General features: G+C 36.8%; 30 protein-coding genes. 16 read left to right on the top strand and 14 right to left on the bottom strand.

Annotated features, from left to right (window positions below; translation table 11 throughout):
* Positions 1 to 10: 10 nt before the first annotated feature.
* On the bottom strand, positions 11 to 439 hold the full coding sequence (rplM, locus tag EXE09_RS11125) for a 50S ribosomal protein L13 (protein WP_068974924.1): 429 nt from the start codon (positions 437 to 439) through the stop codon (positions 11 to 13).
* A 334-nt stretch (positions 440 to 773) separates the two neighbouring features.
* Here rplM and pdxA point away from each other — a divergent pair, with 334 nt between their 5' ends.
* From pdxA to EXE09_RS19065, 7 genes are all read left to right on the top strand, one after another.
* Positions 774 to 1,745 carry a 4-hydroxythreonine-4-phosphate dehydrogenase PdxA gene (gene pdxA / locus EXE09_RS11120; protein WP_130117316.1) on the top strand — a complete coding sequence of 324 codons (972 nt, stop codon included), beginning with the start codon at positions 774 to 776 and terminating at the stop codon, positions 1,743 to 1,745.
* A gap of 64 nt (positions 1,746 to 1,809) precedes the next feature.
* Positions 1,810 to 2,658: a pilus assembly protein PilJ gene (locus EXE09_RS11115; RefSeq protein WP_130117315.1), complete on the top strand. Its 849-nt coding sequence runs from the start codon at positions 1,810 to 1,812 to the stop codon at positions 2,656 to 2,658.
* Positions 2,659 to 3,024: 366 nt separating this feature from the next.
* Positions 3,025 to 3,837 (top strand): 16S rRNA (adenine(1518)-N(6)/adenine(1519)-N(6))-dimethyltransferase RsmA, encoded by an 813-nt coding sequence (rsmA, locus tag EXE09_RS11110; protein WP_130117314.1) that lies wholly within the window; start codon positions 3,025 to 3,027, stop codon positions 3,835 to 3,837.
* Between the two features lie 3 nt (positions 3,838 to 3,840).
* Positions 3,841 to 4,692 carry a symmetrical bis(5'-nucleosyl)-tetraphosphatase gene (locus EXE09_RS11105; RefSeq protein ID WP_130117313.1) on the top strand — a complete coding sequence of 284 codons (852 nt, stop codon included), beginning with the start codon at positions 3,841 to 3,843 and terminating at the stop codon, positions 4,690 to 4,692.
* Between the two features lie 213 nt (positions 4,693 to 4,905).
* Positions 4,906 to 5,058 carry a hypothetical protein gene (locus EXE09_RS19075; RefSeq protein ID WP_228257202.1) on the top strand — a complete coding sequence of 51 codons (153 nt, stop codon included), beginning with the start codon at positions 4,906 to 4,908 and terminating at the stop codon, positions 5,056 to 5,058.
* Between the two features lie 72 nt (positions 5,059 to 5,130).
* Positions 5,131 to 5,319: a hypothetical protein gene (locus tag EXE09_RS19070; RefSeq protein ID WP_228257201.1), complete on the top strand. Its 189-nt coding sequence runs from the start codon at positions 5,131 to 5,133 to the stop codon at positions 5,317 to 5,319.
* Between the two features lie 57 nt (positions 5,320 to 5,376).
* Positions 5,377 to 5,751: a hypothetical protein gene (locus EXE09_RS19065; protein ID WP_228257200.1), complete on the top strand. Its 375-nt coding sequence runs from the start codon at positions 5,377 to 5,379 to the stop codon at positions 5,749 to 5,751.
* A 119-nt stretch (positions 5,752 to 5,870) separates the two neighbouring features.
* On the opposite strand, the gene EXE09_RS11095 is transcribed toward EXE09_RS19065, so the two are convergent.
* From EXE09_RS11095 to hflX, 6 genes are all read right to left on the bottom strand, one after another.
* Positions 5,871 to 6,320 (bottom strand): DUF2147 domain-containing protein, encoded by a 450-nt coding sequence (locus tag EXE09_RS11095; RefSeq protein ID WP_068974918.1) that lies wholly within the window; start codon positions 6,318 to 6,320, stop codon positions 5,871 to 5,873.
* 511 nt (positions 6,321 to 6,831) lie between these two features.
* A complete protein-coding gene (locus EXE09_RS11090) occupies positions 6,832 to 7,278 on the bottom strand; it encodes a DUF2147 domain-containing protein (protein WP_130117312.1) in 447 nt (148 codons plus the stop codon).
* Positions 7,279 to 7,540: 262 nt separating this feature from the next.
* Complete coding sequence (locus tag EXE09_RS11085) at positions 7,541 to 7,990, bottom strand: DUF2147 domain-containing protein (RefSeq protein WP_068974916.1); 450 nt, start codon at positions 7,988 to 7,990, stop codon at positions 7,541 to 7,543.
* A 91-nt stretch (positions 7,991 to 8,081) separates the two neighbouring features.
* Complete coding sequence (locus tag EXE09_RS11080) at positions 8,082 to 8,750, bottom strand: LrgB family protein (protein WP_130112554.1); 669 nt, start codon at positions 8,748 to 8,750, stop codon at positions 8,082 to 8,084.
* Between the two features lie 9 nt (positions 8,751 to 8,759).
* Positions 8,760 to 9,131 (bottom strand): hypothetical protein, encoded by a 372-nt coding sequence (locus EXE09_RS11075; RefSeq protein WP_087552323.1) that lies wholly within the window; start codon positions 9,129 to 9,131, stop codon positions 8,760 to 8,762.
* A 43-nt stretch (positions 9,132 to 9,174) separates the two neighbouring features.
* Positions 9,175 to 10,506: a ribosome rescue GTPase HflX gene (gene hflX / locus EXE09_RS11070; protein WP_068974913.1), complete on the bottom strand. Its 1,332-nt coding sequence runs from the start codon at positions 10,504 to 10,506 to the stop codon at positions 9,175 to 9,177.
* Positions 10,507 to 10,794: 288 nt separating this feature from the next.
* Here hflX and EXE09_RS11065 point away from each other — a divergent pair, with 288 nt between their 5' ends.
* Positions 10,795 to 11,607, top strand: a complete 813-nt coding sequence (locus EXE09_RS11065; protein ID WP_068974912.1) for a lysophospholipid acyltransferase family protein — start codon at positions 10,795 to 10,797, stop codon at positions 11,605 to 11,607.
* Between the two features lie 47 nt (positions 11,608 to 11,654).
* Here EXE09_RS11065 and EXE09_RS11060 read toward each other — a convergent pair whose 3' ends face one another.
* Positions 11,655 to 13,283 carry a phospholipase D family protein gene (locus EXE09_RS11060; protein ID WP_130117311.1) on the bottom strand — a complete coding sequence of 543 codons (1,629 nt, stop codon included), beginning with the start codon at positions 13,281 to 13,283 and terminating at the stop codon, positions 11,655 to 11,657.
* Between the two features lie 96 nt (positions 13,284 to 13,379).
* Between EXE09_RS11060 and EXE09_RS11055 the strand changes: the two genes are divergently transcribed.
* A complete protein-coding gene (locus EXE09_RS11055; protein WP_130117310.1) occupies positions 13,380 to 14,390 on the top strand; it encodes a metallophosphoesterase in 1,011 nt (336 codons plus the stop codon).
* A 17-nt stretch (positions 14,391 to 14,407) separates the two neighbouring features.
* Positions 14,408 to 14,938, top strand: a complete 531-nt coding sequence (locus EXE09_RS11050; RefSeq protein WP_130117309.1) for a hypothetical protein — start codon at positions 14,408 to 14,410, stop codon at positions 14,936 to 14,938.
* Positions 14,939 to 14,954: 16 nt separating this feature from the next.
* On the opposite strand, the gene EXE09_RS11045 is transcribed toward EXE09_RS11050, so the two are convergent.
* Both EXE09_RS11045 and EXE09_RS11040 read right to left on the bottom strand, forming a co-directional pair.
* Positions 14,955 to 15,605: a hypothetical protein gene (locus EXE09_RS11045; RefSeq protein ID WP_130117308.1), complete on the bottom strand. Its 651-nt coding sequence runs from the start codon at positions 15,603 to 15,605 to the stop codon at positions 14,955 to 14,957.
* A 48-nt stretch (positions 15,606 to 15,653) separates the two neighbouring features.
* Entirely contained in the window at positions 15,654 to 16,274 is a 621-nt protein-coding gene (locus EXE09_RS11040) for a hypothetical protein (RefSeq protein WP_130117307.1), read from the bottom strand.
* 198 nt (positions 16,275 to 16,472) lie between these two features.
* Here EXE09_RS11040 and EXE09_RS11035 point away from each other — a divergent pair, with 198 nt between their 5' ends.
* From EXE09_RS11035 to EXE09_RS11015, 5 genes are all read left to right on the top strand, one after another.
* Complete coding sequence (locus tag EXE09_RS11035; RefSeq protein ID WP_068974907.1) at positions 16,473 to 16,841, top strand: ribonuclease E inhibitor RraB; 369 nt, start codon at positions 16,473 to 16,475, stop codon at positions 16,839 to 16,841.
* 141 nt (positions 16,842 to 16,982) lie between these two features.
* The gene (locus tag EXE09_RS11030; RefSeq protein WP_130117306.1) at positions 16,983 to 17,429 is read left to right on the top strand and encodes an SRPBCC family protein; all 447 of its coding nucleotides are present in this window, start codon (positions 16,983 to 16,985) and stop codon (positions 17,427 to 17,429) included.
* Positions 17,430 to 17,456: 27 nt separating this feature from the next.
* Entirely contained in the window at positions 17,457 to 17,807 is a 351-nt protein-coding gene (locus EXE09_RS11025; RefSeq protein WP_130117305.1) for a DUF488 domain-containing protein, read from the top strand.
* Positions 17,808 to 17,897: 90 nt separating this feature from the next.
* Positions 17,898 to 18,242, top strand: a complete 345-nt coding sequence (locus tag EXE09_RS11020; RefSeq protein WP_068974904.1) for a zinc ribbon domain-containing protein YjdM — start codon at positions 17,898 to 17,900, stop codon at positions 18,240 to 18,242.
* 137 nt (positions 18,243 to 18,379) lie between these two features.
* The gene (locus EXE09_RS11015) at positions 18,380 to 18,847 is read left to right on the top strand and encodes a hypothetical protein (RefSeq protein ID WP_130117304.1); all 468 of its coding nucleotides are present in this window, start codon (positions 18,380 to 18,382) and stop codon (positions 18,845 to 18,847) included.
* A 107-nt stretch (positions 18,848 to 18,954) separates the two neighbouring features.
* Here EXE09_RS11015 and EXE09_RS11010 read toward each other — a convergent pair whose 3' ends face one another.
* Genes EXE09_RS11010 through EXE09_RS10995 form a run of 4 tightly spaced genes read right to left on the bottom strand, consistent with a single transcriptional unit; the run spans position 18,955 to position 21,496 of the window.
* Positions 18,955 to 19,374: an ExbD/TolR family protein gene (locus EXE09_RS11010; protein ID WP_130117303.1), complete on the bottom strand. Its 420-nt coding sequence runs from the start codon at positions 19,372 to 19,374 to the stop codon at positions 18,955 to 18,957.
* Between the two features lie 16 nt (positions 19,375 to 19,390).
* A complete protein-coding gene (locus EXE09_RS11005; RefSeq protein WP_130117302.1) occupies positions 19,391 to 19,816 on the bottom strand; it encodes an ExbD/TolR family protein in 426 nt (141 codons plus the stop codon).
* 14 nt (positions 19,817 to 19,830) lie between these two features.
* Complete coding sequence (locus EXE09_RS11000) at positions 19,831 to 20,697, bottom strand: MotA/TolQ/ExbB proton channel family protein (protein ID WP_130117301.1); 867 nt, start codon at positions 20,695 to 20,697, stop codon at positions 19,831 to 19,833.
* Between the two features lie 55 nt (positions 20,698 to 20,752).
* On the bottom strand, positions 20,753 to 21,496 hold the full coding sequence (locus EXE09_RS10995) for an energy transducer TonB (protein WP_130117300.1): 744 nt from the start codon (positions 21,494 to 21,496) through the stop codon (positions 20,753 to 20,755).
* 673 nt (positions 21,497 to 22,169) lie between these two features.
* Between EXE09_RS10995 and EXE09_RS10990 the strand changes: the two genes are divergently transcribed.
* Positions 22,170 to 23,954, top strand: a complete 1,785-nt coding sequence (locus tag EXE09_RS10990; protein WP_130117299.1) for an ABC transporter substrate-binding protein — start codon at positions 22,170 to 22,172, stop codon at positions 23,952 to 23,954.

The raw sequence follows: 23,954 nt of genomic DNA, 5'->3' as shown, positions 1-23,954 counted from the left end.
GCAGTATCCCTTAGATGTCCAAAACTTGTGGCTGTTGAGCAGTATGTGGATGCTCAGTACCAGCGTACACTTTCATTTTCTTGATCATTGCATAACCAAGAGGACCTTTTGGCAACATGCCTTTAACAGCACGTTCGAAGATTTCTTCTGGTTTGTGAGCAACTAATTTTTCGAAATTAGTTTCACGAATACCGCCAGGGAAACCAGTGTGGCGATAGTATTTCTTATCAAGTGCTTTTTTACCAGTCACTTGTACTTGCTCAGCATTGATAACAACGATGTAGTCACCAGTGTCAACGTGAGGAGTATAAGAAGTTTTGTGTTTACCGCGTAAACGACGAGCGATTTCAGTCGCAAGGCGACCTAAAGTTTTGCCAGAAGCATCAACAACGTACCAGTCGTGTTGAACTTCAGCAGGCTTAGCGCTGAGAGTTTTCATTAAACCACTACCTATTATAGTTGGTTTGGACTATGGAATCTGTCCAAACAAAAGGAGTGCGAATTCTATCTGAAACATGAAGAATCCACAATCGAAATTTAGAATTTCAGGTGCATTATTATACTGATTGTTGATTTAAAAAGCAAAGCTTAATTGGGATGGATTGTTGAGCTGTTTAATCAGTGTATTAGAATTGAGGAGCGCTCAATTGAAAATCAAAATCGAAGCTGAATAACCATGAATATTGATGAGCAAATATTTAAAAGCTTAGAAAAGAAAAATAGTTATTCACGCGTATAATAGAATTAATTTAGATTGGCTTGAGTGGATTGTCATGCTTCCTTTATATGTCACAAGTGGCGAACCTGCAGGTATAGGTCCTGATATTTGTTTGAGTTTGGCAGATCGTGTCGATGAGCGCCCAGTCGTGGTCTTAGCAGACATTCATATGTTGCGTGATCGTGCCAAAATTTTAAATACAGAAATAGAAATTATTGAATATCAACAACAAGAGCAATCATCACTTCAAGGTCAACTATTTGTCGAGCATGTACCTTTAAACCAAGATGTGGTTTTAGGTGAATTAAATCCTGAAAATTCAGCTTATGTATTAGAGCAGCTTCGTCGTTCTGCTTATTATGCTGTGGAAGAGCAAAGTGTTGGCGTGGCAACTGCACCTGTACAAAAGTCTGTGATCAATGATGCTGGTATTCATTTTAGTGGGCATACTGAGTATTACCAAGAGTTTGCTGGTGTGGATCGTGTGGTGATGATGCTTGCAACCAAAACATTGCGTGTGGCGTTAGCAACTACACATTTACCCTTACGTGATGTTGCAGATGCGATTACCAAACAACGTTTGCACCAAGTCATTGACATTCTGATTCATGATTTAAAAACCAAATTTAAAATTGAGCATCCCCACATTCTTGTGTGCGGTTTAAATCCACATGCAGGTGAGGGGGGGTATCTCGGGCATGAGGAAATTGACACCATTAATCCAGTGCTTGAAAGCTATCGAGCGCAAGGTGTGAACATGAGTCTGAGTATGCCGGCGGATACTTTATTTACCCCTGAAAATTTAAAAGATGCAGACGCTGTTCTCGCAATGTATCACGATCAAGGCTTACCTGTGCTAAAATCTCAAGGGTTTGGTGAAGCCATTAACATTACTTTGGGCTTACCATTTATACGAACTTCGGTGGATCATGGTACTGCACTTAATTTGGCAGGAACAGGTTTAGCCAAAAGCTCAAGTTTACATGTAGCTGTGGATTTGGCATTGGAGTTAGCGCGTCGTAAATAATTGGTTATTTAAAAATTATTATTTAAAAAAATTGCTTTAAAACAACATAAGTAAGGGTTTGAAAATGTATAACAAGATACGCCATAAAAAAGCAGATTATTCCTTATTGAGCTTTAGGTGGATGAGTATGATCGGGGCGGTCATGATCGCCTCCATGCTGTCTGCCTGCTCGTTGGGGACAGATCAGAAAAGTCTTTGTGATCTAAAGATTCTATCTTTATTGATTCCTAAACAAACTGAACAGGTAATGGCTTCGGGAAGCATAGAAACAATAAAAGCACTCGAAAATAGCCAAACAAAACTCAAAGACGCTTTAGCTGTGATTCAGAAAGATTATTCAAATGACAAAGAAGCCAATCAAATATTGCAAGATGGACAAGAGATTAGTGCAAATATTGATATTTTTGTAAAGAATAGTAAACAAATTAATCATTTATATGACCTTAGAATAGCTACTATGGATGTCATTCCAGGTATTCAAGCTGAATATAATTTGATGGTTGATCAAATGGCGCGAGGTAATTATCCATCAACTCAAGTGGTTGTTGCTAAAAATCAAGTGTTTATCGCTGAACGTATTCTGCGATCATTAACCAATATGATGGAAAATGATGAGTTTTCACGTTCAAGTATGGAAGATTTTGAAGCTGATCTAGAAACATTTAACGCATATTTAAAAGCTCAACTGGAAGGAAATGCAGAATTAGGTGTCAATAAAATAACAGCGAAAGAATTACGAGACAGTTTGCTTGCCATTCAGCAAGATACCGATGAGGTTTTAAAAGCAGCCACAATAGATTTACAGAAAAATAGAGATTCGCTAATGCGAGTTTTTCTTGCTTCACAAGACAATATTAGCAAATCAGAAGATCTTTTTACGCGTATCAATAGATTAGAGACAAATTCGCATTAATGATCCAACAAATGCTGTGAAATATTGGAATAATCTATTAACAAGGCATAGCAAAGCTTTAAGGTTGCGCTATGCTTTTTTGTTGAATGATTTAGTACCTTGTATGGTTGAAAAGCTGAGATCATTGAAAAGATCGTTGTGCGATTTAGCGATGTATCACGTTTAAGCTAGAGCTGTGTTAAAATCTCAAAATGAGCTAAAGCAATCGCATGATTTTAGACTCATCCATTTTTGTAAATTATGTGTACCGTTTCTCCCTCTTAGCATCACAGTATTCAAAAACTGGTTTTAAATGCTGTTGTTTTGTTCGGTGCTTGATTTCGCTTATTACTGATTTTGTATCAATTTTTCACGTTGGATTTTTTTATGTATCAAATTAATGCCTTAAACCCAAAAGATGAAGGGCATCATACGCGTAAGCGTTTTGGACAAAACTTCTTACATGACCAACGTGTGATTGCTAAAATTGTACGTTCTGTTGCACCACGTTCAGGTGACAATATTGTTGAAATTGGGCCTGGTTTAGCAGCATTAACTTCGCCTTTAATTGGTGAGTGTGATGCACTCACAGTGGTTGAACTTGACCGTGATTTGGCAGCAGGTTTACCAGGACGTGTGCCGCATCCTGAGCGTTTAACAATCATTGAAACCGATGCTTTGAAATACGATTTCACTGAACTTTTCCAGCAAGATCGCCCTTTACGTGTTGTTGGCAACTTGCCATATAACATTTCAACACCGCTTTTATTCCACCTCTTGGAGTTTGGCGACAAAGTTAAAGACATGCACTTTATGTTGCAAAAGGAAGTGGTAGATCGCATCACAGCTTCGCCAAATACCAAAGAATATGGTCGTTTGTCGGTGATGATTCAGTATTTCTGTAAACCGACATTCTTATTTGAAGTACCGCCTGGTTCATTCAATCCACCGCCGAAAGTGACTTCTGCGGTGTTTCGTTTAGAGCCGTATGCAACTAAACCGATTGTGGCAAAAAATGAAAAAGCTTTAGCGCGTTTGGTATCACATGTCTTTACGCAGCGTCGTAAAACATTACGTAATAGCTTAAAAGGTATGCTGGTGGAAGATGGTTTTGAAAATGCTGGTGTTGATCCAATGGCACGTCCAGAAACCTTAACTTTGGCACAATTTGTGGCATTGTCAGATCAAATGGTGGCTTAATAGATGACCCGTGCAATTCGATATAACTATGTGATTGGTGATGTACAAGGCTGTTTTGAAGCACTAAAAGCTTTGTTAAAAGAAATCCAATTTGATTCAGACCAAGATTTTATTTGGTTTGCAGGTGATTTGATTGCACGTGGTGAAAATTCAGTCGGTGCGATTCGTTTCATTAAAAAACTCTGTGAACGTGGTGCGGCAGCAACGATACTGGGAAATCATGATCTAAATTTACTTGCTGTGGCGCGTGGGATTAAAAAACTCAAAGACAAAGATCGTATCGATGATGTGATTCACGCACTTGAAAGTGATGACTTGATTGACTGGTTGCGTAAACAGCCCCTGTGTGTATTTCCTAATGATCAAACCATTTTGACCCATGCGGGTATTCCGCATATTTGGGATGCAGCTCAAACGGCTCAATATGCCAAAGAGGTCGAAGCGGTTATTTCACATGAGGATTTTGCAGTTTTAGATACATTTTTAACAGAAATGTATGGCACTGAACCTGATGTCTGGTCAGAGGATTTAACAGGAAATGCACGTTTACGTTGCATTACCAATTATTTGACCCGTATGCGTTTAATGGATACAAACGGGCGTTTAGAGTTTAGCTTTAAAGATGCCTTAGATGAGCCAATGCCTGAAGGCTTTAAACCTTGGTTTGAGTATGCGTCTAAAACAGCCCAAACGCATCAAATTGTCTTTGGGCATTGGGCTGCGTTACAGGGCAGGACGATTAATCCTCATATTCAAAATGTCGATGGTGGCTGTGTTTGGGGACATCAATTGATTGCTTATCGTTTAGAGGATAAAGAGGTTTTTAAAGTCGATAATCCAATGTTTTCGGAATGATTAAAAAATGCCGCTGATTTGTGGCATTTTTTTCGCTACTTTTTGAGTGAAAATAAATAATCATTAAATTCACGATGATTTCAATTGTTTCGAAGATGGGTTTTTTATAATATCAAAGCGTTGCAAACTAAAATGATTATTTTAAAATTTAAAGAAAATATTGAATTAATAAAGTTTGTGCTCATTGGCTTTGAATAATGATGGAAATAAAAAATGTTAACAATTGAAGAGTTAAAGTCGATTTATCCGCTAGTTGTGACTCCAAGTCATGATGGCAAGTTTTTTCATAATTATTTGACTTCACTGCTTAATTTTCAGCATCAAGCTTTACATAAGGGTATGCCTTTGCAATTTCTATTGATGTAAGGTGAAAGTTTAATCACACGTGCAAGAAATAACTGTGTTGCGACATTTTTAGAAAATCCTGAATGGACACATTTGTTTTGGATTGATTCTGATATTGGATTTAGCGCAGAGGCAGCTTTCCGTCTATTACAAGCGGATTATGATATTGCAGCAGGTGTTTATCCATTGAAACGTGATCACTGGCCTGCCGATGGCTTACCTGAAAAGATGACTTATGAGCAATTTTTAGCAAACTATCAGAGGTATACGGTCAATGCGTGAGCTGAAGAAGGTAAAGAACATCTTGATATTTATATTCAAGAAGATGGCTTTATCGAAATGAGTGAAGCACCAACAGGATTTATGGTGATTAAACGCGCAGTATTTGAAAAATTGATGAAACATTATCCTGAGTTAAAATATGTACCAGACTCGTTAGATGTCGTAGATCAAGGACTGCATTATCGTTTCTTTGATGTCATGGTTGATCCAGAAACGGGACGTTATCTGTCTGAAGACTACGGTTTTTGTCGTTTATGGGAAGGCATTGGAGAGAAAATATATATTGATGCCAAGTCGAATTTAACCCATCAAGGCATGAAAATTTATCAAGGTGATTTTGCTGCGAGTTTAAAAAATAATTTTAGTTTAGCCATTCCTGCAAAAGAAGGTTTGATGATGACTTTACATGGTCTCCATCATTTAACAGATTAATATTGTTATCAGTGCTGATTATTATTTTGGGCGAGCTGTTGACTTAAATATTTGGATTTAAGTTTATGCTGATCATGTTTTGAAAATATGATCAGCATTTGTTAGTGTAGAACTAGGTTTTAGTCTAAACGAATCCATGTTTGGCTTCTTCCTAGTACAGATACCCCCATATAACCTCTTAAAACGAGACGTTTGCCATTAGGGCTTAATTTTGCTTTTAAGCTATAGATTTTTCCTGTATTGGGATCTAAAATTTTTCCATTAACATAGTTGAAGTCATCGACCTTTTTCAAACCTTGAATTACACCTAGTCCAATCATGGGTTTATTGGTAAATGGTGCAGGGCAGTCAACACAAAATTCTTTAGGTGTATAACCAACGCGCGGTGTCAATTTGGTAATGGTACCTGTATAAATATTATTTTCATCTTTTGTGATTTTAACAGCGCCTTTTGGCGCACCTGTTTTATCATCGATGCTTTGCCACATGCCTAGAATATCTTGAGCTAGGGTGACACTACTAAATCCAAGTAAGCATGCTGATAAAATGATTTTATTAAATTTTTTCATATTATATTCCTTTAAATAGTTCAAATGAGGTTTGATTTAAGAGAACTCCATTTTGAAACCACCGTAGTTAAAGTTGGCATTGAGTCAACTTCTAACCTTGCTTAGATATGACCGAGTATGATGATACCCATATAGCTTTTGAGAAGAATTTTTTCTCATTTGTTAAAGCTTATTTATATCACCAATAGATCGTTTTACTTTAACAAAAATAAATTTATTTAGTTTTAATTCATAATCTACATTATATAATTAAATTCTATTAATTAATAATGTATTTATGAATGACTTAAATGTTATTGTGTTTTATATCACAAAAAAAATTATTAATGTGAGTTTTTGTTTGGTTATTTTTTGTGCTGTATTAAATAGCAGTAAATTGACTATATTTAAAACTTAAGAGATATAGCCAATTTACTAAGTATTGATATTGCAGTGGTTTTTATTGAGTAGAATTAGTTTTTAATATAAAGAAGTGATTTACTCTATTCGACAGAGCAAATGAATCCTTTCGCTATTCTTGTCTGATCCATGTCTGACTACGCCCAATCATGGAAATACCGATATAGCCTCTTAGCGTTAGGCGGTTTCCACTTGTATTTAGGCGTGCCTTCCCGTGATAAAGTTTTCCTGCACGAGGATCAAGGACTTCACCGTCAATATAGTGATTGGGATTATCTGGATCAACTTTCATTTTTTGCAGAATGGTAAGCCCAATAATCGGTTTATTGGTAAATGGAGCAGGGCAATTACGGCATTGAGTCAGTGGGGTTTCACCAGGTGCTGGAAAGTCTTTGATAATTTTACCGATATAAGTATCATCGCTTTGTTTTTCAATTTTAATATAAGCACGTACATATCCTGTTTTATCGTCAACAGTTCGCCAAGTTCCTATAATATCGGCTGCATGTGTCCAGCTTGTTATCCCTAATAATATACAGCTGAAAAGTCCTTTTTTCATTTATACATCCCTAGTAAAGCCTTATTTGGCATAAAAATTATTATTGCTTCATCCATCTAAAACCAAGTCCTATGATTTATATACAAATATATACATGGAGAGAAACATTATTGCTCATTATTTATAAAATTTTGGTTTGGTGTTTTAATTTCGAATAATATGCAGAGTCTAGTGCAGAGTAGTAATCTTAGTCGGTGTGTATGACTAAGAACCACATTGATCAAAGATCAGCAGACTAGACTTATTGGGCAATATTAGCGATTTATTGGCTTTCACGAATCCAAGTTTGGCTTCGCCCCAATGCTGAAACACCGACATATCCTCTGAGTGATAAACGGTTACCCGTTGGATTAAGTTTGGCTTTCATTGAATAAATTTTACCTGTTAGCGGGTCTATAATTCGTCCACCAGTAAAATCATCTTCATCCGTTTGTTTGAGGTTTTTAAGTACATCCATACCTAAGATTGGTTTGTTTGTATAGGGCGCAGGGCAGTCGATACAAGTTTCTTTAGGTGTATAACCAGGGCGTGGTGTGATTTTAATAATTTTAGCTGTATAGGTTCCGTTGGATTCTTTACGAATTTCTAGGACTGCTTTGGATGAGCCAGTTTTATCATCAATATTTTTCCAAATACCAGTGATGTCCTTTGCCATACTGCTAAAACTTATAGAACAGAATAAAGCACTTAAGATAAATTTATTGAGCCTCATTTATCGAATCCTTATCGAAATGGGTAATTTAATTTATCTTAAGCTGAATAATTACTCTATGCAATCACGTGAAAAGTGAATAAAGTCGCAATTATTTTATAAAAAGTATAAATGTTGGCAACCAGATTGCGGTGAATACAGCATTTACTGCCATTCCAAACGCAGCATAACGACCCGCAACTGTACCGCGTTGCCATGCCTGAGCAGTTCCAATCGCATGCGCCGCAAGGCCTAGAGCAAGACCTGATGCACGTTCATCATTGATATTACGTAAAATAATGGATGAAAATGCTGATCCAATCACACCTGATAAAATAACAATTAAAATCACTAAAGTGACTGGTGAGTGCAACAAAGTTGCGATGTTGATCGCAATTGGCGTGGTGACAGCACGTGTTGCAAACGCCATGATGGTTGGTTCAGACATATGCAGTAAGTATGCCAAGCTCATCGGTAAGGCAACTGCACTGACACTGGCGAAGACTAAAATACCGACCACAGATTTGAGTGGTAGATCGTCATAGCGCATGGATGCCAAAGGAATTGCTAGAGCTACAGTGACATAGCCTAAGAGGTGGCTAAATAGCCCATTCATATTCGCATTATATTTTTCATAAGGTATTCTCAAAATGAGCAAGATTCCGATCACAAGAAACATCGCGATCACTAAAAGTGGAACTTGAGGAAAACGCTTATTTATCGGTTTTGCAGCAAGGTAAGCAATTAGGGTGATGAAAAATCCGGTGAGTACACTTAACATTTCAATCTCCTATAGCCACTTTTTTGCCATTTTTGCGTAAATCCACAATGGAATCAGCGTACTAATAAACATGACGACCAAAAATAACGGAATTTCTTTGCCCATACTGACCAGCATGATCAGTGAGCCTGCGCAGACGGGTAAAAAAGCAAAACCACTTTCTCTCATCAATTTATTATTCGTATCGACCAGACGAGCAGGGATTTTTTTAAATCTACGCCAAATGACCAGTACAAATAACAAGCTAAGAAGCCCTGTTAAATTTCCAAGTTCAGGATGATTAAACTGTGACATGACCCAAACAGAAGCTTCTCGGAAAAAAATAATTAACCCGATGGTAAAAATCCAAGCTTGCCAATCAATGCGTTTTAACTGTTCCATGTGTTTTGATTTATAAAGTTTGACCTTTCACGTTTTAACCGATTTAAGGCTTTATTTCAAACTCTTCTAATGGTTTTTTGAACTGATTGGCTTTCGTTCCAAGGATTTCATCAATAGGTAAATGCGCTTGTTTAATTAATTGTTCTAACTTTTGAGGTGCCATGCGGACATTTAAAAGTAAGTTTGCTTCATCATCATAGTGTTCAGATTCAATGACATTCAGTGCATAGAGTTGATTTTTCAATTTTCCATAAGCAGGTTTTAAACGCACTTCAAAGCGCTGAATTTGCCCCATTAAACATTCATGCACTGCTTGGCGGAGTAAGTCTAAGCCTTGTTGGCTATGGGCTGAAACATATACACGTTCAGGTTGATGAGGTTTTGCATAAATGATTTTAGCTTCCTCACCACTTTGATCAATCTTGTTATAGACCCTTAGGGTCGGAATATCAGCCCCTATTTCATGCAAGACTGTTTCTACTGCATCAATTTGTTCCATCATGTCTGGGCTACTTGAATCGATCACATGGAGCAATAATGTGGCTTCTAAAGTCTCTTCTAGAGTCGCTTTAAAAGATTCGACCAAAGAATGAGCCAGATTGCGCACAAAACCGACAGTATCAGCAAGAACCAATGTACCAATCCCATCCCAATTTAAGCGTCGCAATGTCGGATCTAGCGTAGCAAAGAGCTGATCTGCTGCGTAAACATCACTTTTAGCTAAAATATTAAATAGCGTTGATTTTCCAGCATTGGTATAACCAACCAGAGAAACTGTTGGAATATTGGCTTTTTGACGTGCTGCACGACCTTGAATACGTGTTTTACGGACTTTCTCTAGACGATCTTTAAGTTGATCCATGCGGATACGCAGTAAACGGCGGTCTGTTTCAAGGATGGTTTCACCTGGTCCACGTAAACCGATGCCGCCTTTTTGACTGTCGAGATTGCTATGTCGACGAACTAAACGAGAAGAAAGGTGATCTAACTGAGCCAGTTCAACTTGTAATTTACCTTCATGGGTACGCGCACGTTGCGCGAAAATATCGAGAATTAAGCCTGTGCGGTCAATCACACGACATTTTAAAATATGTTCTAAATTACGTTCTTGAGCAGGGGAAAGGGCTTGGTCAAAAATCACCAGTTGTACTTCTTCAACATGCACCAGTTCAGCAATTTCTTCTGCTTTTCCTGAACCGATAAAAAACTTAGGATCAGGTTTAATTCTTTGTACAGTTAAATGTTCAAAAATCTCCGCACCTGCAGATTTTGCCAGCAAACGAAATTCTTCAGCATCCAAATCCTCTAAAATTTGTACATTGACACTGACTAAAATGGTTTTTTCACCACCTTGATTTTGCTGTAAGTATTCCACAGATGATTAAACTCAAACATAAAATGAATAGATTCATTCTAAAGGAAATTGTGCTGTAAATCCTAAACAGGTGCTTGAGTATGACAATTAAATTCATGGGGTTTGATTTGAAAGTAAATTTTTATGAAACATTTAAAATTAAATCATGCTTATTTTTGTGCATTTTGCCATGCTAAATTTTAAGTGTACGAATTATCGTTTATGTCTTTATGATCAATGCAAGTTGTTCAAGATGCGTATACAATAATCTCAGTTTAATATGAAATATATTCTGTTTAGTGAATGTCTATGACTCAACAACAAGCAACCAAAAAGTCGAAATCAAGTTTAAATCCATTCTCAAAACTATTTTTATACAGTAAAAAATTGGTGGCAGGGACTTCAGCAGTCGCTGAAGGTTTTTATTTGGTTTATCGCCATCAGCTCTACAAAGATCCAAATAATCCTAAAAATACTCGTTATGTTCAGTATTTCTGTCGTCGTTTAAGCGAAGTCTTTAATGTCGATGTTCGTGTACATGGGGAAATTCCACGTGAACCTGCGCTGTGGGTGAGTAATCATATTTCTTGGTTAGATATTGCAGTTTTGGGTTCAGGTGCGCGAGTCTTTTTTTTGGCAAAAGCTGAAATCGAGAGTTGGCCTGTTTTAGGCAATCTTGCTAAAGGTGGAGGGACTTTATTCATCAAACGCGGGTCGGGTGATTCAGTTCGTATTCGTGAGCAAATTGCTGAATTTTTAACGAAAGATATCCCCGTTTTATTCTTCCCAGAAGCAACCACGACCGATGGCACGAAGGTTAAAAAAGTCCATGGTCGTATCCTTGGTGCAGCGATTGAAGCGAAAAAACCAGTGCAAACTTGTGTGATTTGCTATGTCAATAAACAAGGTCAGTTAGACAATGTTGTACCATTTATCGGCAATGAAACTTTTGTTGAAAATGTGCAGGGTGTGTTGGAAATGCCGAAAGTCACAGCACATTTAAAAACTTTTCCAGCAATTTCAACCGAGGGTCATACTGTTGAAAGTTTGACGGCATTGGTTCAACAAACGATGCAACAGGGTTTAGAAGATTTGCAAAAAGAGGTATTAGGGCAAGTTTAAGCGTCTAATCTATTTTGAATTTTTTACATGATTTATCTATTGAAGGCTTACATAAAGCCTTCAATTGGCAACCATGAAATCATCTTAACTCCAGCTTTTTGCCACCATTTCATTTTAGGTTCTTTACGTAGCGTCACGATGCCTGAAGGCGTTTCTTTGAGCCAGTTAATATTTTGTTTTGAATCAAGCACTAATTTATAAGCATATTTTTTTAAATTATCATCCATGGTTTTATGCACTGCATTTGCCAATGGAGGGCTGTTAATAATTACGCCAATTTCCGTGTTTAAATTGGCTGAACGCGGATCAAAATTAAAAGAACCTATAAAGACTTGTTTTGAATCAAGTGCCATAAGCTTTGCATGTAGGCTTGAACGACTTAAACCTTTTAAACTCACTTTTGCTTTTTTAGAAATTTCTTTGGAGTTTGCATATAGATTTTCTTCCGAAACAGCAGGCAGAAACTCATAAAGTTCTACGCCATTTTTGAGTAATTCTTTTCTATATTTTGCATAAAAAGCATGAACTAAAGCAACGTCATTGGCTTTAAATGAGTTGGTCAGAACACGAACACTCCCACCTTTGTTCGCCAATTCAGTCAGTTTTTCCTTGCCTTCTTTTTGAGGGACAAAATAAGCAGAAATTAGATCTACTTTTTCAGTTGGCGTTTCTAAGCGATTAACCATTTGGAAGTCAAGATGCTGTTCTTTCTTGGCTTTTGCTTGGATTTTATCTGGTGCATCTTTCACAACTTCAGCTTTGACCCAATCAAGTTGAATGTTATGGTTGAGCCATTGATCAAAATCGTGAGTACGGTTACTAAGATCCAAATAGTTTTGTACGGTAATTTCTTGATAATGTTTGGTGAGTTGTTCTTTTAAGCTGTCATAGCGTAAGGTGTATTTGTTATGGTTAACAATATTTCTCACAGGATAGGCATAGCTATGATTCCAATATTCATCGAAAGAATGTGCTATATCATCAACTGCTTGCCCAACGAGCATCACATCTACATCTGAAAACTGATAATTATCACTGACATTGTAGTATTGATTACTCATATTGCGTCCGCCAATCAATGAAATTTGATTATCTGCGGTAAATGTTTTGTTATGCATACGACGGTTGATACGTTTTAAATCTAAAACCATATCTACAGGGCGTAAACTTCTAAAACGATAGGGATTAAAGAGCTTTACTTCAATATTGGCATGTTGATCAAGTGCAAGATAAACACCCTCCATTTTACCTGCATTATTATCATCAATGAGTAAGCGAACTTTTACTCCACGATCTGCTGCTTCGATGATTTTATACAATGCCAATGAACCAATTTTGTCATTGTCCCAAATGTAATATTGTAGATCTAATGTCTTTTCGGCTTTTTCGATTAGATTAATTCGTGCGGCAATCGCTTCAAGTGGATCATATAAAACGTGATAACCTGTTAGCTCAGGATTTTGACTTTTTAGAGGTGTGATAATTTTTGCTAAATCAGTATCTTGAGTGTCTGTGTCAAAAGCATATTCTGGCTTAATTGTTTCCTGTTTCGGAAGTGTACTACAAGCTGAAAGGCTAAGAAAAAGGCATGAACTGATCACAATTAACCATGATGTCGCAGGTTGATTGTCATGTTTTTGCTGTAATTGAGTATTACGATTGATCGTTCGTTGCATAATATTTTCTGAGATTCATCCGTGCTAGAGTATAATCAGGATATTCTGAAAGATAAATAATGAGATGACGAGTACTTTGTACTTAAGAGATTGAATATGTTTCCAACCCTAACTATAAGCTCAATTTTTTATCTTAGCTTTATCGTGCTTGCAGTTTGGGGGATAAGCCAAGCATGGTTAAGCCAGTCTAGAACTGAAACGATCCATCCTTTTAAGTCATTTGTCCATTTATTAGCATTCTACCTGTCTTATTTATTAATTCCGTTATTATTTTTTAGCATTTATGCAGGTTGGAACGGTCAATTTTCCTTACACGAAAGTATTTTTATATTTTTGCTTAGTGCTTTATTGATTTATGCACGCTTTATAGAGCCGCATACGGTGCATGTTCATCATATTCAATATAAATTAGGACAAGACAAAGCCTTTACTAAACCGATTAAAGTGGCACTACTTGCGGATTTACACATTGGACTTTTTTCAGGGCATGAGCGTCAACTCAAAACCATTGTCAAAAAAGTGAATTTAGAACAGCCTGATTTTGTTGTTGTTGCTGGAGATTGGACTTACGAGCCTGAAAATAAATTGGCAAAAGAATTGTCGATTTTAAAAGACATTCAAGCTCCTGTTTATTCTGTCAATGGTAATCATGATGAACAATATCCAGGACCTCCGATTCAAGCTTTATTGGCACATGCGCTTGAAGTCAATAATGTCATGGATATTGAAGGTAAAATTGTCGAATTTGATGATTTTAGGCTGATTGGGGTAGGTGATCTGTGGGCGGGTAAAGCAGATATGCGTTATATGCCTGATTTACCACAAGATAAACCTTGGTTAATTCTTTCGCATAATCCAGATACTGTGGATATGGTTCCAGTACTTTCAACACGTCCTTTGATGCTGTCAGGGCATACCCATGGTGGACAAGTGGAATTGCCGTGGCTGACCAGTTATGTCATGAAAAAAGTATCAATCTTGGGACATAAACGTGGATTATATAAACATGCCAATGCGGATGTGTTTGTCAGTGTTGGAACGGGAATGGTTGGTGTTCCATTCCGTTTTCGAGTACCGCCCACCATTGATATTATTGAATTGAGTTAGTTATTTGTGGATATGAAATGATTTTAGAATCAAGTTTTTGGAAAGATGATCTTTTAAAATTAGCAGATAAGTTACAATCTAGAATTATTCAAAAAAGATGGGGAAGTAAGAATATTTTTTCCTTGGAAAAAGATTTATTCATTGGTTTTTATGCGATTAGAAAATTAATTGAATCTCAAAAAATATCAGATTCAGTTAGGCTAAAAGAATATAAAGTTTTAGAGTTTGAGTATAAAAACTCTAAAAAATCAATAATTAATAATTTTTCTGCTGAAAAATATAATTTTGATCAACCAAAGCAAAGTACTTTGACAATCGTTCAACTTTGTAATCAATTTATACACAGCTTTTATTTTTTACCGAGTTTTTCAGAAGAAGGAAATCTCATAGGTTTTTATATTTGTTCTGATCATCAACATATAAAAAGTATATATTTAATTACAATATTTGATGTTGTCGATATATATGAGGTAGTTGGAAATAACTACCCATCAAAAATTACTAAGCTTAAATCAGGTAATGGTAAAATAGTTGTTAATATTGAATAAATTAATCTTCTAGAAACTAGGCTTTAAAATAGTACAACCCAAGAATGCCACAGAAAATAATCAATCCAATGATAAGTAAAATGGAGTTCGATTTCTTAGACTTTGTTAAATCTTCTACACCGGAATTGGGCATGTTTGGGTGATTTGAAGTTGTATGCTGTGTGGTCTCGGTGGTTTGATTGTTGGTAAAAATTGAGTCAAAATTTTTCGAATCAAAGCCTTTGGACTCGGTACTATTCATTTGCAAATGTCCATCCATCAAGTTCTTTGCAAGATTGGATAGCGCATCGGGTTGCGATAAGTCGATGTTAAGCTGTTTTTTAATGTTGTCCCATTCAGGGCTTTGATCATTAATTTCGGTGGTTTTTCCATCTTTATTCGTCATCTTAATTTTACTAGAATGAAAGTTGAACTCAAAAGTGTTTGATTCTATTTTGGATTTCGTGTTTGAGCCAGTTTGCTGTTGATCTAAAATTTGAGGATTTTCTTTAAACATTTGCAGTGCATCCGCATCTTCGTGCAGAAGTTGAACCAAATTATTTGCCGCAGTGGGTTTTAAGTTGATTGTTTCGATCAAGAATATTTTAGCTTGATCTAATCGATCAGCCTGTATGTAATCAATAAAGGTCTGTAACTGTTCAGGATTAAGTTCCTTTAATTGGTTCATTTTTATTATTTTCCTATGTAAAGGCTTGGTTTGACGAACAATAGAATATCAAGACTTGCCAATAAACTGATAAGCCATGACCGCAATAATCACGATCACAATGATCATAACAAGACGTGAAAGACCACTTTTCTTAGATTGATCTTCGATGCCTACAGGTTGAGTCTGTGTTGAAGTAGGGCGAGAGTATGAGTGTTGGTTTTGGGAAGTATTTGTAGTGTCACTTTGATAATCTCGATGAAAAATTTCCTCATTTCTCACTTCCATTGCATCTAAAAACTCATCGGCTGTTTCAAAGTGTTCTCCATGAGCAAATTGATCCATGATGGCATCCCATTCAGGATGATCTTCATCGATGAGTTCTTTGCGACCATCTTGATAAAAGATATAGATTTCACCTGTGTCATATTGGCTTTGAAGTGCCTTATAAGTACTGCTATGAAGAGGGTAAAGCGTTTCATCGGGTTCAAAGTCTAAATTACCAGAGTCGAGATGATAACTATCGCTATCATCAAAATTAGGATTTTCAATCAGTTGTTCAACCCAGTCTTTAGATTCTTTTAAGCCTAGATCTGAATGTTCCTTGACCCATTTGACCGCTTCAACTTTACGATTTTGTTGAAGGAGTGAGAAAATTTCTTGGCGTTGTTGTGGGCTAAATTGTGGCATTCTACACCTATATTTTTCTTTAATTATTTTTCGCCCAACACATCAGGCGTGTCATTTTCAATTGATAATATTTATTTTTATTACAAAACAATGTGAAATAAAAGTAGTAATTTGTGTGTGAATCGGCAATATTTTAAAACTGTCATAAATCTTTGATATTGTAAATTCAATACTTAAAACTGAAATGAGGACGATGCCATGACTCGTGATTTAGAAAAATTCCCAGAAAATGACAATGGTAATTTGCTTTGGCAAATGCACGAAGATGGTGACGATCTTGAAGAAATTCATGAAATTGAATTTTCTTTGTATTTTAAAACACAGCAATTGGCTGAAAAGTGTGCCATTTATTTACTTCATGAAGAACAAAAAATTTCTTTATATTTAGATGAGGAAGTTGATCCGAATGAATGGGTGATTACGGTTTATGTTAACATGTATCCTGAGCATGAAGATATTGATGATTTAGAACAATGGTTTACCAAGATCGCAGAGCAGCATGAAGGCGAATACGATGGTTGGGGCTGCACAGCTTATGTCTTTGATGATGAAGATTTAGAAGAATAATTCTTATCGATCGAAAGTAAAAAAAGCATATCTTGTCTGATATGCTTTTTTATTTAAGTTTCAAACTACTAAAGCCATACAAAGCTCAATAATAGATCGCAGTAGACTGAATTTTTAAGAAAAACACTCAAGGATATGAGTATGAGCAATACTGTGAAATTGCACCGTGTATTTAGTGCCCCACCAGAACGAGTGTATAAAGCCTTTTTAGATCCAGATGCTATTGTAAAATGGATGCCACCGCATGGTTTTACTGCCAAAGTTCATCAGATGGATGTCGCAGTGGGGGGCTCGTATCGAATGTCTTTTACTAATTTTTCTACAGGTTCGACACATTCTTTTGGCGGAACGTATGTTGAACTGATTCCCAATCAGCGGATTCGTTATTTTGATCATTTTGATAACCCTAAACTGGCAGGGGAAATTGAAGTGATTATCGAGATCAAAGGCGTGCTTGTTGGTACTGAGGTCAATATTACTCAGTCTGGAATTCCAGAGATGATTCCTGTTGAGGCTTGTTATTTAGGGTGGCAAGAATCACTACAATTGTTTGGACTTCTCGTGAATCCAAGTATTCCAGATCAGTAAAATTTAAATAAGAAATAAGGCATAAAAATGATTCAAACCAAACGTATTTATGAGGCGCCGTCTGAAAATGATGGCAAACGAATTTTAGTTGATCGTTTATGGGCGCGCGGTATTAAAAAGGAAGACGCAAAAATTGACCTGTGGCTAAAAGAAATCACGCCATCCAATGAACTGCGTAAATGGTATCACGAAGATATTGAAAATCGTTGGGATGAGTTTCAGCAAAGGTATAAGGCTGAGTTGCAAAGTGTTCAGTCTCAATTGGCTGAGTTAAAGCAATTGACCAATGATGAAACGGTGACCTTGCTTACAGCAGCGAAAAATGAAGGGCGTAATCATGTCACGGTATTGATCGATGTATTGGCGACATTGAAATAGTATTTATTCCTTAATTTAAATATGGTTTTAAGTTGATGAAAAATATATAAATGATATGATCGTCTTTTTGAATTGTTCTTGAGCTTTATTATGTCTTTACCTGCATGCCCAAAATGTAATTCTGAATATACTTATCAAGACGCAGATTTGTTGATTTGTCCTGAATGTAGCCATGAGTGGAAAGAGGGTGAACAGGGGCAAGCCGATGAGCAAACCATAATTAAAGATGCGGTTGGAAATGTTTTAGTCGATGGTGATACGGTCACTGTGATTAAAGATTTGAAAATCAAAGGTTCATCATCAGTGGTGAAAGTCGGTACGAAAGTGAAGAATATTCGCTTAGTTGCAGATAGCAGTGATGGTCATGATATTGATTGTAAAATTGATGGTATTGGTCAGATGAAACTAAAATCTGAGTTTGTGAAAAAAGCTTAATACGCATTGAGATTGAGCGAAAATTTATTGAGAACAGCGGAGGCTTTTAGTTATTCTGCGCTGGGTGTATTGTAAGGATGTTATTGAATATTCAATAACATCCTTTTGTGTATAACTGTTGAATAAGAATAGCGAAGATGAATCAAAATCAAGACGTTCAATCTCAGATCTTAAACCACTTAAAGACATTCGATGACTTACTCGTACCTGTATTAGTGCAACTCATTCAACAGCGTTATCCGCTTGAAGTGAAAACTTTAGCTTTTGAGATATTCTCTGAGCAATTTACAGAACAATTTCCAATTCGAGTGTTCTTTTTAGATGAAAATCATTCTGAACATTTTGTTTTAGTCAATGGTGAAGCTCGTTATCCAAGTGTCATCGATCCAAATTTGATTTTGATTGATGGGGTTTATCCTCAGTCATTCGAGGCTGAATATTTAGCGCAAGGCATAGATATTTGGTCTGTTGCTTCACAGGTTTGTATGCAGTGGTTTATTGAGCACTGGAATAATGTAGGTGGGGCAAACTTTGCGTTACACGCGACGATTGCACAACATGATTCTTCTGAACAATTTGATTTAATTGAACAAACGCGGATGTAGCGGTTTGAGTAATTGTACAGTCTTTATGAATTATTAAAGAACCGCTTTTACTTATATAAAAACCGCCCATACAATTATGTTGAGCGGTTTTAGATCAATTTTGACGTTTATTGACTGGCTGAAATACCAATCTTTTTCACATTTAAGCGTTGAGCAGCTGCCATGACCATTGCAACATCTTTATATTCAGTCATTTTGTCAGGTTGCACTTTGATCGTGTCTTGATCTTTTTGTTGTGCTACACCATTAAACAAAACTTCTAAAGCCTGTTTATCTGCAACGGGCTGACCATTCCAAAAAATTTTACCTTGCGTATCAATTTTTAAGTTAACAGGCTCAGGTGGTTTCTCATTGGTTGGTGGTGGTGGCGCGCCATTAGGCAAGTCAATGTTAATCGAGTTATTGGGAATTGGTATGGTGATAATAAACATAATCAACAATACCAACATCACATCAATAAGTGGTGTCATATTGATGTCTAACATCACATCATCATCGTCTTTATTGGAACCAACATTCATACCCATAAGATGTTTCTCCCGACTATGGTGCTGCGACAGGTGTAGTGACAAAAGCGATTTTACCGATCCCTGCATTCTTTGCGGCACTGATCACTTCATCGATGGCTTCAAATTTTGTAACTTGGTCACCGCGTATATGAACTTCAGGCTGAGGCGTTTTCTTAGCTTCAACTTGTAGACGGCTGATCAGTGTTGTTTTGTCTGCAATGTACTTTTCATTCCAAAAAATATCACCTGCTTTATTGACGGCAATTTGAATATTGATGGGCTGAGTGACATAAGGCGCAGTTTTTTCCTCAGGTAATTTTACAGGTACAGTATGGATCACAACGGGGACAGTGATAAGGAAAATAATTAACAAAACCAACATAATATCCACCAAAGGAGTAGTGTTGATAGTTGCAATGAAATCATTTTCATCATCGTCTGAGCGGATATTCATTTCCATGATTGTTGGCTCTCTTATTTGCTGTTGCTTTTCGAATCATTTTTGATTTCGCCACTGAGCAAGACCATATGTAAATCTGAGCCAAAAGCACGTACGTTGTCTAAAACAGCTTTGTTGCGACGTATTAACCAGTTATAACCCAGTACAGCAGGGACTGCGACAGCAAGACCGATTGCAGTCATAATCAATGCCTCACCAACAGGGCCAGCGACTTTATCAATCGAGGCTTGACCTGAAATACCGATCGCTGTTAATGCATGGTAAATTCCCCAAACTGTACCAAACAATCCAACAAATGGTGCGGTTGAGCCAACAGTTGCTAGGAAAGCTAAGCCACCACTTAAATGGCTCTGGATTTTATCAATGGCACGTTGGATAGAAATCGTCACCCAAGTGTTGAAATCGATTCGTTCAAGTAAGTTGCCACCATGCTTTTTAGTAGAATTAATGCCTTTTTCAGCAATAAAGCGATAGACACTGGCTTCGGTTAAGGTTTCAGCGGCTGTATCAATTGAAGACGCTGCCCAAAATTTAACTTCAGCTTCTTTGGCTTGCCGTTGAATTTTTGCTTGTTGGATAAACTTGGTAATGATGATGTACCACGTCCCAATTGACATGAGTAATAAAATGAAGATTGTTGACTTTGTAATCACATCACCATCATTCCATAAAGCTTCAAAGCTGTATGGATTAGATACAGGCTGAACAGCAACAGGTTGCAGTGGAGGTACAGGTACATCATTTGATACTGTATTTGTTGTTTCTACAGCTACAGGTGTTGCGGACTCTTCTTCTGCAAACACTGCAACAATAGGAAGTAAAGTGCTCGTTGCTAAGATTCCTGCGAAGATAAAACGTTGAATTGATCGCGTGTTATACATCTGTTATCTCCAAAATTTTTATTAATTTATTCATTGCTAATTTGTGCATTAGTTTTTATTCATCCAGTTCAAATTCATAAGGAATGTCGTACCACGCATCTTGAGGTTCACCATCTTTTAATGCGGGTTTGAAACCACATAAACTGAAAGCCTTAGCAGCTGCTTGGTCTAAAGCTTTACTCCCAGTGGTTTTTTTAATTTTCGATTCTTTTACAACACCATTACGACTGACAAAGAGTGAAACAATAACGCTCCCTTGTTCTTTCTTTGCTATTGCGTCATCTGGATATTCTGGGCGCTTACAGGCTTTTTCCCCAGCGGTGACACCACGCGTTTCACCTTTTGGTTTTATTGTTGTGGTTGAAGAGGATGCTGTTGATGTTAATGAGGCTTGTGGACTTGAAGCAGGTAATTCGGTATCTGTTGCCGAACTTGCCGAACTTGCCGAACTTGCCGAACTTGCCGAACTTGCCGAACTTGCCGAACTTGCCGAATTGGATGAAGTCGATTTAGTTTTCCCTAATGGTTTTTTATTGGTTTTGGCGTGTGTCGTTTTCGCTGTTTTTTTTACTGCGATAGTGGATTTAGATTGCAGATCAACCACATGTAAACTTTCAGATTTAGGTACAGTGTCCTGAAAAATAAGAGCTTCGACAGGAGCTTCTGTTGGTTTTTCTACTTTTTTTGATAGTGCTGTGCTTAATCCGTAGAGAACTATAAGATGTAGGAGAATAACGATACCCAAACTAACAAAGCGCTTGGTTGTGCTATTTTCTAATTCTGTAAAACGCTTGCCCATCTTTACTCCCATAATAAGCGTTAAACAATAAAATATTGACAACATTTAATTTTTGATTGATTTAAAATCATTTCAAAAATCTGGTCTAAATTTGCCTAAACAAGATTTGAAAAGTACCAATGAAAATCTATACGTCATTATTCAGATAACCAAACTCATCAGTTAGTTTAAGAAATATGTGTCATAACTGTATTGGAAATTATCTATTTATTGTATTTCTCGATATTGCTGTATTGTTATCGGTGAACTAAGTGCAAACTATATCGCTATAACTCTTAAAAATATATAGTATTTTACTAAAAAAATCCTATTCGTATGGTGAGTACAAAAGATCTAAGATTTTTATCACCTGAAAGATTGATGTAGAAAATAGTCATATGACTACAATGCAGGACAATATAGTGCAGGATGCAGAGCATTAATTCCTCGTTTTAATCAATTTACTATCTCTTTATTTTTACGCAACAAATGTCAACAGACCCCAAGATAAAAATAAATTAAATTGGGTTGAGTTGGACTTAAAAAATGAAATTTGATTTAAATTTAAACTGTTATAACATCTAATTTTCTCTAGTGTTATTTTACTGTTTAAGGCGTTGCCAAATGGCGCATAAAGATGATGGAAATATAAACAGGATGTTTAACCCAATTTGATAAATAAAAATAGATAGGTATGAATTTGGAATCGAAGTTTTTACAAGTTGTGCTACTGGCGTGTGCAATAAGTGGTGGGGAGCTAGCAGTTGCGAAAACACCTGCACAGCCAAATAAAGTTTTAAATCTAGCATTTGAAGCACCAGATGATGGTTTTGATATGGTCAAAACTTATAATTTTTATAGTGGCAATATTGCAGAGGCGATTTTTGAGCCATTATTAAAATATGATTACCTTGCTCGACCAGTAGTACTCGTTCCAAACACCGCTCAGACCTTACCTAAAATTGAGCAAGACGGTAAAGTCTATACTTTTAAAATTAAACAAGGAATTTATTTTACCGACGATCCTGCTTTTAAAGGAAAGCGTCGTGAGTTAACTGCGCAAGATTATATTTATTCGATTCAGCGGATCAGTGACCCTAAAAATGTTTCGCCAACGTTCTCATTCATTGACGGTAAAATAGTTGGCTTAAATCAACTGGTCGATTCAGCGAAAAAAACAGGTAAGTTTAACTACGACGCACCGATTGCTGGGCTAAAAGCACTGGATAAATATACCTTACAAATTACTTTAACGCGTTCTGATTATAATTTTCCGTATATTCTTGCCTATGTGACCTTTGGTGCTACAGCTAGAGAAGTGGTTAAATTTTATGGTGATCGTCTAGGCCAACATCCAGTCGGAACAGGACCTTATCAACTCAGTCGCTATGTGCCACGCAGTAAAATTGAATTGGTCGCAAACCCTGACTATCGTGGTTTTACATGGAATTACAAATCCACGGGCACTGCATGGGACAATCAGCTGGTCAAGGAAATGTCAGGCAAGCAGATGCCTCAAGTCGGCAAGGTCAATATCAGTATTATCGAAGAAGAACAATCACGTTGGTTAGCATTTAAATCGGGGCAACTAGATTACGATAAACTTACTTCAAATGCTGTCCCGCAAGCTTTAGATGGCAAGCAGCTCAAACCAGCGCTACAAAAGCTCGGCATTAAGTTATTTCAAAATAAAGATCCTGAAGTGACTTATACCTCGATCAATATGAAAGATCCTGTGATTGGTGGTTTTAGTCTCGATAAGATTGCGTTACGTCGTGCTATTGCGATGTCTTATAATGATGAAGAGTCGATCAAACAATTATATAAAGGGCAAGCAACAAAAGCTGAAATGTTCATTCCAGAGGGGGTGCAAGGTTATGACCCTAAATATAGAAGTAGTATTGCTTATAACCCTTTACTTGCCAATAAATTACTCGATCGCTTTGGTTATAAAAAAGGTAAAGATGGTTATCGAACCTTGCCAAATGGTAAGCCTTTAAGCATCAAATTCTTGATGCAAAGTAGTTCAAAAGATGCGATTTTATCTGAATTATGGAAAAAGAATTTAGATGCAGTTGGATTGCGCAGTGAGTTTATTGTGAGTAATTTTGCTGACAATATGAAAGCCGCCATGCAATGTAAATATATGCTGTGGGGCAGTGCATGGATTGCTGATTTTCCCGAAGGTGAAAACTTCGCACAACTTTTATATGGACCGAACTCTGGTCGAGGTAATATCAGTTGTTATCAGTCCAAAGCCTATGATTCACTTTACACACAAGCTTTAGCATTACTACCTCAGCAACGTATTCCTTTATATGAAAAAATGAATCGTCAAATTGAAGCGGATAATCCATGGATTGTGGGGAGCACACGCTTACGTAGTTGGCTAATGCATCCGCAAGTGCAAGGTTATAAAGCACATCCAATGATGAATAGCGTGTGGCAATATGTTGATATTCAGCCAGTTAAAAAATAA

The organism is Acinetobacter sp. WCHAc060025, from assembly GCF_004209355.1.
GTDB lineage: Bacteria > Pseudomonadota > Gammaproteobacteria > Pseudomonadales > Moraxellaceae > Acinetobacter > Acinetobacter wuhouensis.
This window is presented reverse-complemented; position numbering and strand designations above follow the sequence as displayed.

Excerpts from the sequence above, each read along its gene's own strand:
- EXE09_RS11095 (WP_068974918.1), bottom strand. The coding sequence starts at position 6,320 with ATGAAAAAATTTAATAAAATCATTTTATCAGCATGCTTACTTGGATTT.
- EXE09_RS10990 (WP_130117299.1), top strand. The coding sequence starts at position 22,170 with ATGAATTTGGAATCGAAGTTTTTACAAGTTGTGCTACTGGCGTGTGCA.
- EXE09_RS11080 (WP_130112554.1), bottom strand. The coding sequence starts at position 8,750 with ATGTTAAGTGTACTCACCGGATTTTTCATCACCCTAATTGCTTACCTT.
- EXE09_RS11040 (WP_130117307.1), bottom strand. The coding sequence starts at position 16,274 with ATGCCACAATTTAGCCCACAACAACGCCAAGAAATTTTCTCACTCCTT.
- EXE09_RS11050 (WP_130117309.1), top strand. The coding sequence starts at position 14,408 with ATGATTTTAGAATCAAGTTTTTGGAAAGATGATCTTTTAAAATTAGCA.
- EXE09_RS11115 (WP_130117315.1), top strand. The coding sequence starts at position 1,810 with ATGTATAACAAGATACGCCATAAAAAAGCAGATTATTCCTTATTGAGC.
- EXE09_RS11005 (WP_130117302.1), bottom strand. The coding sequence starts at position 19,816 with ATGGAAATGAATATCCGCTCAGACGATGATGAAAATGATTTCATTGCA.
- EXE09_RS10995 (WP_130117300.1), bottom strand. The coding sequence starts at position 21,496 with ATGGGCAAGCGTTTTACAGAATTAGAAAATAGCACAACCAAGCGCTTT.
- rplM (WP_068974924.1), bottom strand. The coding sequence starts at position 439 with ATGAAAACTCTCAGCGCTAAGCCTGCTGAAGTTCAACACGACTGGTAC.
- pdxA (WP_130117316.1), top strand. The coding sequence starts at position 774 with ATGCTTCCTTTATATGTCACAAGTGGCGAACCTGCAGGTATAGGTCCT.
- EXE09_RS11025 (WP_130117305.1), top strand. The coding sequence starts at position 17,457 with ATGATTCAAACCAAACGTATTTATGAGGCGCCGTCTGAAAATGATGGC.
- EXE09_RS11060 (WP_130117311.1), bottom strand. The coding sequence starts at position 13,283 with ATGCAACGAACGATCAATCGTAATACTCAATTACAGCAAAAACATGAC.
- EXE09_RS11045 (WP_130117308.1), bottom strand. The coding sequence starts at position 15,605 with ATGAACCAATTAAAGGAACTTAATCCTGAACAGTTACAGACCTTTATT.
- EXE09_RS11035 (WP_068974907.1), top strand. The coding sequence starts at position 16,473 with ATGACTCGTGATTTAGAAAAATTCCCAGAAAATGACAATGGTAATTTG.
- EXE09_RS11090 (WP_130117312.1), bottom strand. The coding sequence starts at position 7,278 with ATGAAAAAAGGACTTTTCAGCTGTATATTATTAGGGATAACAAGCTGG.
- EXE09_RS19065 (WP_228257200.1), top strand. The coding sequence starts at position 5,377 with ATGAGTGAAGCACCAACAGGATTTATGGTGATTAAACGCGCAGTATTT.
- EXE09_RS11085 (WP_068974916.1), bottom strand. The coding sequence starts at position 7,990 with ATGAGGCTCAATAAATTTATCTTAAGTGCTTTATTCTGTTCTATAAGT.
- EXE09_RS11075 (WP_087552323.1), bottom strand. The coding sequence starts at position 9,131 with ATGGAACAGTTAAAACGCATTGATTGGCAAGCTTGGATTTTTACCATC.
- EXE09_RS11010 (WP_130117303.1), bottom strand. The coding sequence starts at position 19,374 with ATGGGTATGAATGTTGGTTCCAATAAAGACGATGATGATGTGATGTTA.
- EXE09_RS11015 (WP_130117304.1), top strand. The coding sequence starts at position 18,380 with ATGAATCAAAATCAAGACGTTCAATCTCAGATCTTAAACCACTTAAAG.
- EXE09_RS11055 (WP_130117310.1), top strand. The coding sequence starts at position 13,380 with ATGTTTCCAACCCTAACTATAAGCTCAATTTTTTATCTTAGCTTTATC.
- EXE09_RS11000 (WP_130117301.1), bottom strand. The coding sequence starts at position 20,697 with ATGTATAACACGCGATCAATTCAACGTTTTATCTTCGCAGGAATCTTA.
- EXE09_RS11105 (WP_130117313.1), top strand. The coding sequence starts at position 3,841 with ATGACCCGTGCAATTCGATATAACTATGTGATTGGTGATGTACAAGGC.
- EXE09_RS11030 (WP_130117306.1), top strand. The coding sequence starts at position 16,983 with ATGAGCAATACTGTGAAATTGCACCGTGTATTTAGTGCCCCACCAGAA.
- EXE09_RS11065 (WP_068974912.1), top strand. The coding sequence starts at position 10,795 with ATGACTCAACAACAAGCAACCAAAAAGTCGAAATCAAGTTTAAATCCA.
- EXE09_RS19075 (WP_228257202.1), top strand. The coding sequence starts at position 4,906 with ATGTTAACAATTGAAGAGTTAAAGTCGATTTATCCGCTAGTTGTGACT.
- rsmA (WP_130117314.1), top strand. The coding sequence starts at position 3,025 with ATGTATCAAATTAATGCCTTAAACCCAAAAGATGAAGGGCATCATACG.
- EXE09_RS11020 (WP_068974904.1), top strand. The coding sequence starts at position 17,898 with ATGTCTTTACCTGCATGCCCAAAATGTAATTCTGAATATACTTATCAA.